This is a genomic window from Aeromicrobium sp. 10G20-16 (assembly GCF_055809665.1).
Window position 1 is genome coordinate 1606094 of record NZ_CM147919.1, and the last position, 12698, is coordinate 1618791.

Genomic DNA, 12698 nt, shown 5'->3' on the forward strand with positions numbered 1-12698 from the left:
GCGTGCTGGGCAACTTCGTCGATTGTGGTACGCGAGGGGCCAGTGTGATCGTAGGATTCGCTCATGCTCCGACGCCTCCTGCTCGCCACCGTGGCCGCGTTCGCCCTCGTGACCACGTCGTTGGCGCTGCCGGCCGCGGCCAAGCCGGCGGGGGTGTCGCCGCCGTGGGTGAAGATCTCGACGCCCACGTCGATCACGCTCGACTGGTATGCGGCCAAGGGCGCGAAGCGCTACGAGGTGCTGTACTCGACCACCTACGCCGGCGCGATGTCGTCGAAGGCGAAGAGCAAGAAGACGCCGGGTCGTCAGACCCAGCTGACGATCACCGGCCTCAAGCCGGCCACGATGTACTGCTTCACCGTGCGCGCCCTGTCCGGATCGAGCAAGGGGTCGCGGGCGGCGCGGCACTGCAAGTTCACGATGCGCAGGGCCAACAACACCGCTGCGCCACGCGCCCGGGTCGCCACGTTCAACGTCTGCTCACAGGCCGGCCCCTGCGCCGGCACCTGGCCGTCGCGGGTGGGCGCCATCGTGGAGCGGATCAAGAACACCAGCGCGGACGTCCTGGCTCTGCAGGAGGCCTCGGGCCGCATCGACGACCTCGAGGTCGCCCTCCAGCCTCTCGGGTACGCCCTGGGGTCGCGGATGTGCGGGTCCGAGGCGGTGTTCTACCGCACGTCGAGGTTCACGCGGGTCGAGGACCTGGCCGAACCCACCCAGTCGGGATGTCGGGACACCGAGCGGCGCCCGCAGACCGGGGGCGGCGGGTCGTTCTACCTCGGCAACTCCGCCGACGCGGCCTGGGTTCGCCTGACGCTGATCTCGACCGGGGTGGAGTACCTGTTCGTGAGCGCCCACCTCACGGCCGGCAGCTCGCAGAGCGAGTCGAACCTGCGCCGTGGCGAGACCCAGTCGCTGCTCAGCCAGGTCGCGACCCTGACGCCCCCGGTCACCAGGTCGCGCGTGGTGATCGCCGGCGACCTGAACAGCCATCGAGGACGTGCTGACGACTCGCCCCGCAAGATCCTCAACGCGTCCGGGTGGCACGACACCTACGACCGGTCAGCGACCTACACCTTCCCGCGCTTCAACAGCTACACCGGATGGGGGCGCACGCCGAAGACGTCCAACACCTGGGGCGATCACGTCGACCACGTCTTCGTGCAGGACGCGGTCGGGTCCACCGGGTGGCGGGTGCACCACGTGTTCACCGGGGGCGCGTACGCCTCGCCCTCGCCGTCGGACCACAGTCCGGTCGCCGTGACCCTGTACCTGCCCTGACCCGGATCCAGTCCTGGGATGCGCGGCCCGCGAACACGCCACAGACTGACACCATGGTCCACCGCTGCCGCGCTGCGCTCCTTGCCCTGACCCTCGTCGCCACGACCGCGATGGTGGCGGCTTCGCCCGCCTCCGCCGCCGAGCCCGAGCTCGAACGTCAGCGTGGTCGAGCGGGGGTTGAGCATCCCGTGGGACATCGCGTTCCTGCCCCGCGTCGAGGGCGCCCTCCCCGAGGGGTCGATGCTCTACACCCAGCGCGCCCTCAAGACGCTGACCCTGCGCCTGCCCGACGGCACCAAGCGCACGATCCTGGACGGCGACCTCGGCATGTGGTCCTCCGGCGAGACGGGCCTGATGTCGGTCGTGGTCTCCCCCGACTTCGCCACGTCGCGCGAGTTCATCACCTGCCACGGGTTCCGCTCCGGCTCCTCGCCATCGATCCGAGTGGTCCGCTGGCGCATGAACGAGGACTTCACCTCGGCTCGCTGGACACGCAACCTGGTCACCGGCCTGCCGTCGACCACGGGCCGGCACGGCGGGTGCGCCATGGTCCTCGCCAGCAACGACCGCACGCTGTTCGTCGGCACCGGCGACGCCGCGACCGGCACGAACCCCCAGAACAAGGCCAGCGGCGGCGGCAAGGTGCTGCGCATCGACGCCGTGACCGGTGACCCGTGGCCGGGCAACCCGTTCGCGTCCAGCAAGACCCGGCTGGCCCAGCAGGTCTACACCTACGGCCACCGCAACGTGCAGGGTCTGGCCCAGCGAGCCGACGGAGCGCTGTACTCCAACGAGCACGGCAGCTACCGCGACGACGAGGTCAACCGCATCGTCGGCGGCGGTGCAAACTACGGCTGGAACCCGGTCCCGCGAAAGTCCGGGGACAACCGGCTCTACAACGAGGGCTCGAACTCACCGATGACCGACCACAAGCTGCCGGGCACCCAGGTCGACGCCAAGTGGCGGTCCGGCTCGACGACGATCGCCTCGAGCGGGATCGACTTCCTCTCCGGCTCGGCCTGGGGCTCGCTGGAGGGCCAGCTGGCGGTGGGCGTGCTCAAGGGCACGCAGCTGCGCATCCTGAAATTCACCGCCACCAACAGCTACGCCGGCGCCTACGTCCCGCCCGAGCTCAACGGCACGTACGGCCGCCTGAGGGCTGCCGTGATGGGCCCGGACGGGTCGCTGTACATGACGACGTCGAACGGCACGGACGACAAGATCTTGAAGATCACGCCGCGATCGGCGACCTGAGACTCAGCGCAGCAGGGCGCGCATGGCGTCGGCGAACACGCTGACGTCGACGGTGTGGTCGATCGAGCGCAGTGCACCCAGGCCGATGCCGAGACTCAGCATCGCCGTCGCGGCCCGGTCGGCCGGCATGCGCAACGTCACGCCCGCTTCGGCGGTCACCTCGCAGATGAGCGACTCGATCGCGTCGCGGATCTCGCGGTGCCGGTCACGCAGCGCACTGGCCACGTAGGGGCTGTGCCGCGACACGGCGCCGAACTCGGACTCCAGCGCGGTGACCCGGGGCTGCCCCAGCCCCTCACGCGCCCAGTCGGCGAACGCGTCGATGCGGGCGTCGAGGTCGCCCCCTCCGGAGAAGGCAGCGACCACGCCCTCGGTCTGGCGGGCGTGGATGCGGTCCAGGACGGCCATGCACAGCTCCTCCTTGCCGGCGAAGTTGGAGTAGACGGCGCCCTTGGAGAAGCCCGCGGTCAGCGCCACCTTGTCCAGCGACGTCGCGGCGTAGCCGTCCGCCAGGAACATGTCGTGGGCCACCTCGATGAGCTTCAGGCGCGTCATCGCCTGGCGCTCCGCGCGTGTGCCGCGCGAGCTGTCGACCGTCACTGTGTCTCCCGTCATCTTGTCTTGCAGGTCCCTCGGATACCGATAGTATCTGACCGTGATCAGCACGGACGTCATCATCATCGGCACCGGGTTCTCGGGACTCGGGGCTGCCATGAAGCTGCGCGACTCGGGGCGCGACGACTTCGTCATCCTGGAGAAGGCGCACGACGTGGGAGGCACGTGGCGCGACAACACCTACCCGGGATGCGAGTGCGACGTCCCGAGCCACATGTACTCGTTCTCGTACGAGCTCAACCCCGACTGGAGCAAGAGCTTCTCGGCCCAGCCGGAGATCTACGCCTACCTGCGCAAGGTCGCCGACGACAACGACCTTCGCCCGTACATCGACTTCGGCGTCGAGGTCACCGGCGCCAGCTGGGACGAGGACCGCCAGCGGTGGACCGTCGCCACGGCGAGCGGCGAGACCTACGAGGGTCGCTTCGTGGTAGCCGGCGTCGGCGGGTTGCACATCCCCAACATTCCCGAGATCGAGGGCGCCGAATCGTTCGCCGGACCGACGTTCCACTCGGCGACCTGGGACCACTCGGTGGACCTGACCGGCAAGAAGGTCGTGGTCATCGGCACCGGCGCCAGCGCGATCCAGTTCATCCCGATCATCGCCGAGCAGGTCGGCCGGCTCACCGTCTTCCAGCGCACGCCCGCGTGGGTGCTGCCCAAGAACGACAAGCCGATCTCCGGCTGGCGCAAGAGCCTGTTCGACAAGGTGCCGGGCGTGCAGCGCGCCTACCGCAACGTCCTGTACTGGACGCTGGAGGCGCGCGCCATCGGCTTCAACGGCCACGTCAACTTCCTGCCCATCGCCGAGCGCGTCGTCAAGGCGCACATGCGCAAGGCGATCCCGGACCCGGAGCTGCGTGCCAAGCTCACGCCGAGCTATCGACTCGGGTGCAAGCGCGTCCTGCAGTCCAACACCTACTACCCGACGTTCCTGCGCGACAACGTCGAGCTGAGCACCGACGGCGTCGCCACGATCGTCAGCGACGGTGTCATCGACGGCAACGGCGTCAAGCACGAGGCCGACGTGATCATCTACGGCACGGGCTTCCACGTCATCGACGCCTTCGACTACCTCGACATCACCGGCCGCGACGGCGTCAACCTGGCCGAGCAGTTCCGCGAGCACGGCGTCGAGACCTACATGGGCATGATGGTGCACCGATTCCCGAACCTGGCGTTCATGCTCGGGCCCAACACGGCGCTCGGCCACAACTCGGTGGTGTTCATGATCGAGCAGCAGACCAAGTTCATCGTCAACCTGATCAAGCAGCTGGACGAGCGCGGCGCCGAGTCCGCCGAACCGACGCTGGAGGCGCAGACGGAGTTCAACGAGGAGATCCAGCGCCTGGTCGAGAAGGGCATCTGGACGCAGGGCGGATGCACCAGCTGGTACCTCGACAGCCACGGCAAGAACCGCACGATCTGGCCGAAGTTCACCTTCCAGTACTGGTGGGAGACCCGCGACGTCGACGCGTCCGACTTCGACTGGACCACCCGCGCGAAGCAGACGGTCGCCTGACCCGAGCCCCGAATTTTGCGGGCCCAAGCACCGTTCCGGTGGCCCGATTCGGTGCCTGAGCCCGCAAAATTTGGTGCCTAGAGGGGGCCGACGGACGTGACGGTGACGACCGGTTCGCCGGTCTCGTCACTGGCGGCGAGGTCGACGGTGGCGCTGATGCCCCAGTCGCGGTCACCGTCCGGGTCGGCGAAGGTCTGCCGCACGGTCCAGACGTCCGATCCCTCGGTGACCATGAACAGCTGGGGCCCGCGCGCGTCCGGCCCGGTACCGATGTCGTCGTACTCCTCGCGGTACGCCGCCATCGCGTCCATCCACGCGGTGGCGTCCCAGCCGTCCTCGCCGTCGAGCTCCTCCAACGCGCTCCATCGGCCGAAGGCGGCCAGCTCGACGCGACGGAACATCGCGTTGCGCACCAGGACCCGGAAGGCCCGCGGGTTGCCGGTGAGCGGTCGCGGCGGCGCTCCGGAGTCGGCCTGGGCGCGCACCTCCTCGGGATCGACACCGGGCGCGATCAGCTGCTCCCATTCGTCGAGCAGGCTGGAGTCGGTCTGGCGCACGAGCTCGCCGAGCCACTCGGTGATGTCCTCGAGCTCCTCGGTGCGCGCACCTTGGGGCACCGTGCGCCCCAAGGTCTTGTAGACGTCGGACAGGTAGCGCAGCACCAGACCCTCGGAGCGGGCCAGCTGGTAGTCCGCCACCAGCTCGCTGAACGTCATGGCGCGCTCCCACATCTCACGCACGACCGACTTGGGACGCAGCTCGTGATCGGCCACCCACGGGTGCCCGCCGCGATAGGTCTCGTAGGCGGCCTCCAGCAGGTCACGCAGCGGCTGCGGGTGCTCGACCTCCTCCAGCAGCTCCATGCGCTCGTCGTACTCGATGCCGTCCATCTTCATCTCCTGGATGGCCTCGCCGCGGGCGCGGTGCCGCTGGGCGTTGATGATGGGGCGCGGGTCGTCGAGGGTGGCCTCGACGACCGACACCATGTCCAGCGCGTAGGTCTCGGACTCGCGGTCGAGCAGGTCGAACGCCGCCACGGCGAACGGGGAGAGCGGCTGGTTGAGCGCGAAGTTGGCCTGCAGGTCGACCGTCAGGCGCAGGGTCCGACCATCGGCGTCCGGCGGATCCACCTGCTCGACGACCTCCCCGGCGATCAGGGCCTCGATGATCGCGTCGACCTCGGCGAGCAGCCGGTCCTGGCTCTCCTCGGTCTCGCCGCTCTCGCGCAGCAGCCGGGTCAGTGCCGCGCGCGCGTCACCGGGGCGTTGCAGCACGTCGAGCACCATGGCGTGGCTGACCCGCATGCGCGAGACGAGCTGCTCGGGCGTGCCGGTGGTGAGCTTGTCGAAGGTGCCCTGACCCCATGACACGAAGCCCTCGGGCGGCTTCTTGCGCTGGATCTTCTTGAGCTTCTTGGGGTCGTCGCCGGCCTTGCGCACCAGGCGAGCGTTCTCGATCTCGTGCTCGGGCGCCTCGACGACGACGTGACCGATCGTGTCGTAGCCCGCGCGCCCCGCCCGCCCGGCGATCTGCTGGAACTCGCGCACCTGCAGCTGTCGCTGACGCGTGCCGTCGTACTTGGACAGTCCGCTGAACAGCACAGTGCGGATGGGCACGTTGATGCCCACGCCCAGAGTGTCGGTGCCGCACACCACCTTGAGCAGACCCTGCTGGGCCAGGGTCTCGACGAGTCGGCGGTAGCGGGGCAGCATGCCGGCGTGGTGCACCCCGATGCCGGCGCGCACGAGACGCGACAGCGTCTTGCCGAACGCCGAGCTGAACCGGAAGTCACCGAGGTGATCGGCGATGACGTCGCGCTCCTCGCGGGTCGCGATCTTCAGGCTGGTCAGCGCCTGCGCCCGCTCCAGCGCGGACGCCTGGGTGAAGTGCACGACGTACACCGGCGTCTGCCGGGTCTCGATCAGCTGCTCCAGCGTCTCGTGCACCGGCGTGCTGACGTACTCGTTCACCAGCGGCACCGGACGCTCGGTCGAGGCGACCTCGACGCTCTCGCGTCCCGTGCGGCGCTCGAGGTCGGCGATCAACCGCGTGGTGTCGCCGAGCGTGGCCGACATCAGCAGGAACTGAGCCCGGGGGAGCTCGATCAGCGGCACCTGCCAAGCCCAGCCGCGCTGCGGATCGGCGTAGTAGTGGAACTCGTCCATGACGACCAGGCCGATGTCGGCGGCCGCCCCCTCGCGCAGCGCCATGTTGGCGAGGATCTCGGCCGTCGCGGCGATGATCGGGGCATCGGCGTTGACCGCGGCGTCACCGGTGACCATGCCGACGTTGTCGGCACCGAAGATCTCGCACAGGTCGAAGAACTTCTCGCTGACCAGCGCCTTGATGGGAGCGGTGTAGACGCTGCACTCGCCGCGCGCGAGCGCAGCCGCCATGGCGGCGGTGGCCACGAGGCTCTTGCCCGACCCCGTGGGCGTCGCCAGCACGACATTGGATCCGGCGACGCACTCCAGGATCGCCTCGTCCTGGGCCGGGTACAGCGTCAGCCCGCGCGACTCGACCCAGGTGGTGATCGCCTCGTGGACGGCGTCCTCGGTCGCTTCGGCTCCCTCGGGTGGGAGCAGGTCGACCAGTCGCATCAGTCCAGTGTCCCTTGTCGCGCAGCGCGGGCGTCGGTGCGGTCAGTCCGGGATGCGGCTGCGCAGCGCCAGCATCGACACGGCGGTGATGCCGGCGCCGAGCAGCCATCCCACCAGCACGTCGCTCAACCAGTGCCCACCGAGGTAGACCATCGCCACTCCGACCACCACGCACCCGATCACTCCCGCGACCATCGCGGTGCGGCGCAGCACCGGGGACGTCCACCAGGGCGCCATCAGGACCGCCACCGTGATGGCGGAGGTGAAGATCGCGTGCGAGGACGGCATCGCCGGCCCCGAGACCAGGGTGATCGACAGGTCCGCCGGCGGACGAGGGCGATTGATCCAGGGCTTCAGCGGACTGGTCAACGAGAACGCCACCAGCAGCGACACGAGCACCCGGGGCAGCCCCGACCAACGGTGGGCGATCCACACCACCGCGAGACCGGCCACCGCCACACCGCCGAGGAACAGCCACGAGGTGCCGAGGTCCTCCATCAGCGAAAAGACGTGCGTCAGCACGGGCGTGCGGTGCTCCGCGACCCAGCGCGCCACCGCCTCGTCCACCGGCTCAGCCCCCGGCCTGCAGGCGAAGCCCCGCGAGCATCAGGTCGAGGCCGGCCACGAACTGCAGGTGGTCGTCGTGGTTCGCGAAGACGTCGACGATGGCGTGCAGGAACGGCCACTCGTCGGGGTCGAGGTCGTTCCACTCCGCGACGGTCTGGGCGAAGAACTCCTCGCGGGTGGCGGCACCGGACACCACCTCCTCCGGTGGCTGCTGGCCGAGGTCCGCAGCGATCCCGATGACGTAGCCGACCACCGCCGAGGCGGCGTGGAAGGTCTCCAGCGGAGGCATGCCGAGCCGCAGCACCTGCGCGCCGATGCGCTCGAAGTAGCGCAGGGAGTTGGGTTGGTGGCCGGTGTTGCGCATGAAGTAGGCGCCGAGCCACGGCCGGTCGGCGACGGCCTCGAACAGCGCGATCGCCGTGCTCCGCAGGTCGTCGATCGGGTCACCGCCGACGGACTCGTCGATGTCGGCGATCACCTGGCCCATGACGTGGTCGGCCGCCCGGTCGAGCAGCTCCTCCTTGCCGTCGACGTACCAGTAGATGCTGGCCACGCCTCCGCCGATGCGCCCAGCCAGCGCCCGGAAGGTCAACGCCGCATCGCCTGCCTCGTCGAGGAGTCGCACCGCCTCGGTCATGACCGACTCCATCGAGTGCGTCGCGCGGCGGCGCTGCCGCAGGCGGTCGTCCGGGCCTCTCGGTGGCGGTGTCATGACTCACATCCCATCACACCTTGCATCTTATCGAACGTTGTTCGATTGTCCGGAGGTGCGCCATGAGCCCCACCCACCCCCTCCCCCACGCACCGCGCACCTACACCTCGCTGCGCGCCGCCTGGATCCCCCTCACCGCCCTCTGCCTCGCGTTCTTCGTCGAGATGGTGGACAACACCCTGCTCTCGATCGCGCTGCCGACCATCGGTCGCGACCTCGGCAGCACCACGACCTCGCTGCAGTGGGTCACCGGCGCCTACGCCCTGACCTTCGGCGGGCTGATGCTCACGGCCGGCTCGATCGCCGACCGCTTCGGACGACGGCGGGTGCTCCTGTGGGGCCTGGCCGCGTTCGGGATCATCAGCCTGGCGGTCATCTGGGTCGAGACCACCGGCGAGCTGATCGCGCTGCGCGCCGCCCTCGGCCTGTGCGCCGCCGCGATGGCACCCATCACCAACTCGCTGGTCTTCCGCCTCTTCCCCGACGAGAAGCTGCGCATGCGCGCCTTCCCGATCATGATGATCGTCGGGATGGGCGGATTCGTCCTGGGCCCCGTGCTCGGCGGCTCCGCCCTGACGCACGTGCGCTGGGAGTGGTTGCTGGTCGTCAACGCGCCGATCGCGCTGATCGCCTGGATCGGCGTGCGCGTCGGCGTCGCGGCCGACGACCCCGACGACCTGACCGGTGACGCGCTCGACCTGCCGGGCGCAGCGCTCAGCATCACCGCCATCGGCCTTGGCTGCTACGCGCTCACCAGCGGCGTCGACCGCGGCTGGCTCTCCGCCATCACGCTCGGCTGCATTCTCGGTGCGCTCGCCGCGGCAGTCGCATTCGTCCGCCACGAGCGCTCGACGGTCTCGCCGATGCTCGACCTGAAGGTGTTCGCCAACGGCACCGTGCGGGGCGCCTCGATCGCCCAGCTCGGCACCACCATCGCGATGGCCGGCGTGATGTTCTCGCTGATCCTGCACTTCCAGTACGCGTACGGATGGAGCCCGATGCGCGCCGGGCTCGCCAACCTGCCCATGATCGCCGCGATGCTGCTGTTCACCCCGCTGACCGAGGCCCTCGTCAAGAGCCTCGGCCACCGGGTCGCCTGCCTGATCGGCGCCGCACTGATGGCGACGTCGCTCGCCTGGCTGGCCTTCGCCGTCGAGCACGGCTACGTCGCGATCGCCGTCGGCATGGTCGTGATGACCGCTGGCCTCCGCACCGTGATGATGACCTGCGCGATCGCGCTCATCGGCGGCATGCCGGCCAACCGCACCTCGCTCGGAGCCGCACTCAACGACACGGCCCAGGAGGTCGGGACCAGCATCGGCACCGCGGTCGTCGGCACGCTCATCGCAGCGCTGGTCACCACGACCCTGCCGGTCGGCACGTGGAGCAACGCGCTGGTGCAGTCGTTCTTCCACGGCGAACGCGTCACGTTCGCGACGCTGGCCGTCGTCGTGGGAGTCGTGACCGCCTGGGGTGCGCACATGCTGACCGACTCGCGCGTGGCCGACGAAGCGGCACTGGCCGAGGGCTAAGCAAGCGCTCACCTTCGCGGTAGGGTCACCGGCATGAGAGCAGTGCAGATCACGACCCTGGACGGACCCGAGGCCATCGAGGTGGTCGAGATCGACGCGCCGACCGCGCACGACGGGCAGGTGCTCATCGCGGTCAAGGCCGCCGGCGTCGCCTTCCCCGAGGTGCTGCAGTCGCGCGGCGAGTACCAGATGAAGCCCGACCTGCCCTTCACGCCGGGTGCGGAGATCGCGGGTGAGGTCATCAGCGCACCCGAAGGGTCCGGGTTGCAGGCCGGCGACCGCGTGGCCGCGCTGTGCCTCCTCGGTGGCTTCGCCGAGCAGGCCGTCGCCCCTGTCGACACCACCTTCAGGCTGCCCGACGCCATCTCCTACGAGCAGGGTGCGTCGATCATCTTCAACTACGGCACCGCCTACTTCGCCCTGATCGAGCGCGGCCACATGCAGCCCGGCGAGTCCGTGCTCGTTCACGGCGCGGCCGGCGGCATCGGCACCGCCGCCATCCAGGTGGCCAAGGCGTTCGGCGCGGGCCGTGTGGTGGCCGTGACCTCGACCGAGGAGAAGGGCCGGATCGCGGTCGATGCCGGTGCCGACGAGTTCGTGCTCGTCGACTCCGACCAGGGGGGCTTCAAGGACGCCGTGACCGCAGGCGGCAAGGTCGACCTCGTGGTCGACCCCGTGGGCGGCGACCGCTTCACCGACTCGCTGCGCTGCCTCGCCGAGGACGGACGCCTGCTGGTCATCGGCTTCACGGCGGGCGACATCCCCACGGTCAAGGTGAACCGCCTGCTGCTCAACAACGTGTCGGTCGTCGGCGTCGGCTGGGGCGCCTACGTCCTCACCAAGCCGGGCCACATCGCCACCGAGTGGGCCGCGATGGAGCCGCACCTGGCCAGCGGCGCGCTGCAGCCGGTCGTCGGCCCGAGCTTCCCGCTCGAGGAGGCGTCCGCCGCCCTGCTGACCCTCGACGAGCGCCGCGCGACCGGCAAGGTGCTGCTGATCCCGTGAGCGCGTTCACGGGCTTCCCGGAGGCAGCGCTCGACTTCTACGACGACCTCGAGGTCGACAACACCAAGTCGTTCTGGGAGGAGCATCGCGAGGTCTACGCCACGGCGGTCAAGGCGCCGATGACGGCGCTGACGGCTGCACTCGCCGACGAGTTCGGTCAGGCCAAGATCTTCCGCCCGTACCGCGACGTGCGGTTCAGCAAGGACAAGACGCCGTACAAGAACCACCAGGGCGCGTTCGTCGCCACCGGGCCGGCGCTGGGCTACTACGTGCAGGTCGGGGCTCCCGGCGTGCTGGTCGGCGTCGGCTTCTACGACGCGTCGCCCGGCCGGTTGGCGGCGTTCCGCGACGCGATCGTCCACGATCGCCACGGCCCCGAGCTGGAGCAGCTGGTCGCCGAGCTCGAGTCGGCCGGATGGGATCGCGGCGGCGACCGCCTCAAGACCTCGCCCCGCGGGTTCGACGCCGACCACCCACGCATCGACCTGCTGCGCCACAAGTCGCTCACCCTCGGCCGCTCGTACGGCTTCGAGCCGTTCATCCACACCGCCGACCTGCTCGACCACGTGCGAGCCGACTGGCGCGCGGGAACCCCACTGCTCGACTGGCTGGGCCTCCACACCCAGCAGGACTGAGCCCACCCCGTGACTCGTCGGCGAACCTCCGTGACTCGTCGGCAGACCTGCGTGACTCCTCAGCGGACCCCCGTGACTCGTCAGCGGACCTGCGTGACTCGTCAGCGATAGCGTGGGGAGCATGTCGACTCCGGAGTTCTGGCGCGCGGTCGAGGCCGTGCACGCGCCGGTGTACTTCAGCCAGGACACGGCCGACCGGTTGGGCGCTCTCGGGCTCAAGGGCTTCTGGATGGGGTACTTCGCGTCGCGGGCCGCGGCGATGGGCTCCCCGGGTCCCGCGCTGGTCACCGCGACCTTCCACGGGTTCGCGCCCGCCAAGGTGGCCCGCGCGCTGCCCGACGCCTGGGCGATCACGACTCCCGCCGACGCACTGGCCGCCCGTCTCGACGGGGCGCGCCACGCGCTGACCCCGGCCGTCACCGACCTCGACCTCGCACCACTGGTCGGCCACCTGGAGGAGGTGGTCCGCCGGGCCGACTTCTCGGGCCGACCGCTGGCCGCCGCCCACAGCACCGTGGAGGCCGCACCGGACCCGCTCGGCCGCCTCTGGCAGCTGGCCACCGTGCTGCGCGAGTACCACGGCGACGCGCACGTGGCCGTGCTCACGGCCTCGGGCATCAACGGCGCGACGGCGAACGCGCTGGCCGTCGCCACCGGCCTGGTGCCCGAGGGTCAGCAGCAGTCGCGCGGCTGGGACGACCAGGCGTGGGACGACGCCTACGAACAGCTGCACATGCGCGGGTGGGTCGACGAGTGGCGCGTGATCACCGAGGCGGGCCGGGCAGCGCGAGCGCGCATCGAGGAGACGACCCACCGCGTGGCCAACGCCGGGATCGGGGACCGTGAAGCCACGGCTCGCACCATCGGCGCCACACCGACGCTGGTGAGGATCGCCCGCGCGATCGAGGCGTCACAGGTCGTCCCGTACCCCAACCCGACGGCCGTCCCGCAGCCCTAGGCCCGCCTCGGATGCCA

Annotated in this window: 11 protein-coding genes; 7 read left to right on the forward strand and 4 right to left on the reverse strand. The window is 69.9% G+C overall.

The annotated features are described in order from the left end of the window. The first annotated feature begins 63 nt into the window (after positions 1–63). Positions 64–1281: an endonuclease/exonuclease/phosphatase family protein gene (locus AC0L5F_RS08120; protein ID WP_473316106.1), complete on the forward strand. Its 1218-nt coding sequence runs from the start codon at positions 64–66 to the stop codon at positions 1279–1281. A gap of 162 nt (positions 1282–1443) precedes the next feature. Beyond that, positions 1444–2535, forward strand: coding sequence for a PQQ-dependent sugar dehydrogenase (locus tag AC0L5F_RS08125; RefSeq protein ID WP_473316107.1), 1092 nt, complete (start codon positions 1444–1446; stop codon positions 2533–2535). A gap of 3 nt (positions 2536–2538) precedes the next feature. Here AC0L5F_RS08125 and AC0L5F_RS08130 read toward each other — a convergent pair whose 3' ends face one another. Then, entirely contained in the window at positions 2539–3090 is a 552-nt protein-coding gene (locus AC0L5F_RS08130) for a TetR/AcrR family transcriptional regulator (RefSeq protein ID WP_473316108.1), read from the reverse strand. A 100-nt stretch (positions 3091–3190) separates the two neighbouring features. Here AC0L5F_RS08130 and AC0L5F_RS08135 point away from each other — a divergent pair, with 100 nt between their 5' ends. Continuing rightward, positions 3191–4672, forward strand: a complete 1482-nt coding sequence (locus AC0L5F_RS08135; RefSeq protein ID WP_473316109.1) for a flavin-containing monooxygenase — start codon at positions 3191–3193, stop codon at positions 4670–4672. 77 nt (positions 4673–4749) lie between these two features. Here AC0L5F_RS08135 and AC0L5F_RS08140 read toward each other — a convergent pair whose 3' ends face one another. Genes AC0L5F_RS08140 through AC0L5F_RS08150 form a run of 3 tightly spaced genes read right to left on the reverse strand, consistent with a single transcriptional unit; the run spans position 4750 to position 8551 of the window. Continuing rightward, positions 4750–7272 carry a DEAD/DEAH box helicase gene (locus tag AC0L5F_RS08140; protein WP_473316110.1) on the reverse strand — a complete coding sequence of 841 codons (2523 nt, stop codon included), beginning with the start codon at positions 7270–7272 and terminating at the stop codon, positions 4750–4752. A gap of 42 nt (positions 7273–7314) precedes the next feature. Further along, complete coding sequence (locus AC0L5F_RS08145) at positions 7315–7839, reverse strand: phosphatase PAP2 family protein (RefSeq protein WP_473316111.1); 525 nt, start codon at positions 7837–7839, stop codon at positions 7315–7317. 4 nt (positions 7840–7843) lie between these two features. Then, entirely contained in the window at positions 7844–8551 is a 708-nt protein-coding gene (locus AC0L5F_RS08150) for a TetR/AcrR family transcriptional regulator (RefSeq protein WP_473316112.1), read from the reverse strand. 62 nt (positions 8552–8613) lie between these two features. On the opposite strand from AC0L5F_RS08150, the gene AC0L5F_RS08155 reads away from it, so the two are divergent. The 4 genes from AC0L5F_RS08155 (at position 8614) to AC0L5F_RS08170 (ending at position 12681) form a co-directional block, all read left to right on the forward strand. After that, positions 8614–10083 (forward strand): MFS transporter, encoded by a 1470-nt coding sequence (locus AC0L5F_RS08155; protein ID WP_473316113.1) that lies wholly within the window; start codon positions 8614–8616, stop codon positions 10081–10083. Positions 10084–10116: 33 nt separating this feature from the next. Next, positions 10117–11088, forward strand: a complete 972-nt coding sequence (locus AC0L5F_RS08160) for an NADPH:quinone oxidoreductase family protein (protein ID WP_473316114.1) — start codon at positions 10117–10119, stop codon at positions 11086–11088. Beyond that, positions 11085–11723: a DUF2461 domain-containing protein gene (locus AC0L5F_RS08165; protein WP_473316115.1), complete on the forward strand. Its 639-nt coding sequence runs from the start codon at positions 11085–11087 to the stop codon at positions 11721–11723. Before AC0L5F_RS08160 ends, AC0L5F_RS08165 begins: the two co-directional genes overlap by 4 nt. A gap of 121 nt (positions 11724–11844) precedes the next feature. Beyond that, positions 11845–12681, forward strand: coding sequence for an SCO6745 family protein (locus AC0L5F_RS08170; protein WP_473316116.1), 837 nt, complete (start codon positions 11845–11847; stop codon positions 12679–12681). The last annotated feature ends 17 nt before the right edge of the window (positions 12682–12698 follow it).

Bases quoted from the DNA above. Each gene is read 5' to 3' on its own strand.
- AC0L5F_RS08155 (WP_473316113.1), top strand. From the start codon at position 8,614: ATGAGCCCCACCCACCCCCTCCCCCACGCACCGCGCACCTACACCTCG.
- AC0L5F_RS08150 (WP_473316112.1), bottom strand. From the start codon at position 8,551: ATGACACCGCCACCGAGAGGCCCGGACGACCGCCTGCGGCAGCGCCGC.
- AC0L5F_RS08160 (WP_473316114.1), top strand. From the start codon at position 10,117: ATGAGAGCAGTGCAGATCACGACCCTGGACGGACCCGAGGCCATCGAG.
- AC0L5F_RS08170 (WP_473316116.1), top strand. From the start codon at position 11,845: ATGTCGACTCCGGAGTTCTGGCGCGCGGTCGAGGCCGTGCACGCGCCG.
- AC0L5F_RS08140 (WP_473316110.1), bottom strand. From the start codon at position 7,272: ATGCGACTGGTCGACCTGCTCCCACCCGAGGGAGCCGAAGCGACCGAG.
- AC0L5F_RS08130 (WP_473316108.1), bottom strand. From the start codon at position 3,090: ATGACGCGCCTGAAGCTCATCGAGGTGGCCCACGACATGTTCCTGGCG.
- AC0L5F_RS08120 (WP_473316106.1), top strand. From the start codon at position 64: ATGCTCCGACGCCTCCTGCTCGCCACCGTGGCCGCGTTCGCCCTCGTG.